At 72.3% G+C, this 2245-nt stretch carries 2 protein-coding genes; both read right to left on the reverse strand.

The genetic code is table 11. The features are described 5' to 3' along the window. Window positions 1–117: 117 nt before the first annotated feature. Window positions 118–1791, reverse strand: a complete 1674-nt coding sequence (locus tag AOK15_RS39305; RefSeq protein WP_055523799.1) for a hypothetical protein — start codon at window positions 1789–1791, stop codon at window positions 118–120. Between the two features lie 243 nt (window positions 1792–2034). Next, window positions 2035–2245 (reverse strand): GyrI-like domain-containing protein (locus AOK15_RS39310; protein ID WP_167738914.1); only part of this gene is annotated, 211 nt, incomplete at its 5' end.

Consider the following 2245-nt stretch of genomic DNA (forward strand, 5'->3'; position numbering starts at 1 on the left):
ACCCGCACACGGCCCACCACCCGCACACGAAGAGGCGCCCCTCCCGACCACCGGCCGGGAGGGGCGCCTTACGCATGGTGCCTGTGTGGGGAGCTGTGGGGCCCGGGCGGGGCCGTCCTACTCCCCGCCCTCCTCCTCCTTCTCCTCCGCCTCCTTCTCGCACTCCAGCGCCGTCTTCCGGGACGGCCCCCCGTACTGCGAGCTGATGCGGACGTCACCAGCCTCGTGGACGGTGAGGCGGGTGAACTCGGTGAGATCGCCGTCGGACTCGCGGTCGGCGGTGAGGCAGCCGTTGTCCGCCCACAGCCACGGCGAATAGGCGACGCGGACGATGACCTCGCCGGGGCCGGGCATATGGACGACGAGGTTGGCGCCGTCGGCGCTGACCACCGACGCCGGCCTGTCGACCAGCGGCGTCGCGTTCTTCACCCGGTAGATCTTCCAGTTCGCGTCCTCCCAGACGCGCTCCAGATAGTCCGGCTCGCTGGTCACCAGGGCGTGCTCCAGCTCGGCGGGCCCGTCCGGCTCGCCGTTGACGAGGACGACGAAACCGACCGCCCACTGCGACAGCCACGCCTTGTAGGCCGACGGGGTGAAGGCGCCCTCGGGCACCTCCGTGCCGCCGTGGCCCTCGTAGAAGAGGCGGCCCCGCTCGACGTCGGCCTGCCGGTTCCAGCCGCGCGCCATGTTGATGTACGGGGCGAGGATCGCGGCCTCGCGGTGGTCCCGGGCCGGGACCACCTCGACGCGGGTCTTCCAGGCGCCCAGCCGCTTCAGCTCGTTCACCACCCCGTCGGTCTTCACGGCCCACTCGGGCACCTTGGTGTTGGTGACGATGTCGGCGGTGGTCTTGGCGGTCAGCCACGTCAGCGAGAGGACCAGGGCGACCACACCGGCCACCACCCGCCGCCGGGCCGTGAACCAGGACAGCGGCAGCCGGGCCCCCTTCGCGCGGGCCTCGCCGCGGTACAGGGCGATGGCCAGGGCCGCCGCCGGGCCCGCCAGCTCCAGGAGCCGCTCGACGTTCGTGCCGATGGGGGTGGGGATCAGGTAGCAGAGGACCACACCGAGGGCGTACACCGCGGAGCCGAGGCGGAGCACCCGCCAGGCGCTCGGCGCGGTCACCACGACCACCGCGCAGATCACCACCGGAGGCCATATCCGGCTGAACGCCATGGGCTGCTCGCCCTCGAAGGGGAACAGCAGCGTGGTCACGGCGACGACCGTCACCGGCGGCAGGATCAGCGCCGCCGCCCGGCCCCACTCGCGGCACAGCAGATACGCGGCGCCGACCACGAGGAGGAAGAGCCCGGAGACGGGGCTCCCCATCGTGGACAGCGTCGCGCACACCGCCGCCACGGCCAGCCGCCGCCCGCCGCGCCCGCCCACCACCGCCAGCAGCGCCCCCATGGCGAAGGCCGTGCCCAGCATGAACGTGGAGCGACCCGAGACCACCTGGCACCACAGCGAGAAGGTCGCCGCGAGGGCGACCGGGATCGGCGCCCGCACACCCGTCCGGGCGACGACCGCGCCGACGAGCCAGGACGCGGTGAGCCCGGACGCCAGCGTCACCGCGACCACCCCGCACACCGCCATCAGATACGGCGAGAGGACGCTGTAGTTCGCCGCGTGCAGGCCCCCGTACCAGAACAGGTTGACCGCGGAGTCCGGGTACATCTTCGCGAACTCCGCCCACGCCACCTGCGCGGCCAGATCACCGCCGCCGGTCGCGAAGACCGCCCACCACACGACGTACAGCGGCAGGGCGCACAGAGCGGCCGTGAGGGCCACTCGGTGGCGTTCCCGCCACGGCTCACGCGTCGGCGACGGTTTGTCGGCGCGCGAGACGGGACGTCGTGGGGTCAGCTCGGCAAAGGCCACTGCGGCTCGTCCGTTCCGTTCGACTCGTGCGGGCGGTTGTTCGTCGTGTGTTGGAGTAGACGCTAACCACCCGCTGACAGTTGGCCGACAGGACCTGTTCCCTCCGATGCGGCCGTAGGGAAAACCCCCACAGCCGTACCGGTACTACATGGGTCAGGATGCGACCGGGAACGCCACGTCGCACACCGGATCCTCCGGCCCCGCCGCGTCCCAGTCCGCGAAGTACACCTCACGGCAGGGGCCGACGACCTCCAGGCCACGCGCGGCGATCCACCGCTCGACCGCCTCGAAGGCCGCCGCGATCTGCGGGTGGGCGACCTGCGCCTTGGTGATCCGTGTGAACGCGAGCCGGCGCGCCGGCTCG

The sequence above is a fragment of the Streptomyces ossamyceticus genome, from assembly GCF_001418475.1.
Lineage (GTDB): Bacteria > Actinomycetota > Actinomycetes > Streptomycetales > Streptomycetaceae > Streptomyces > Streptomyces ossamyceticus.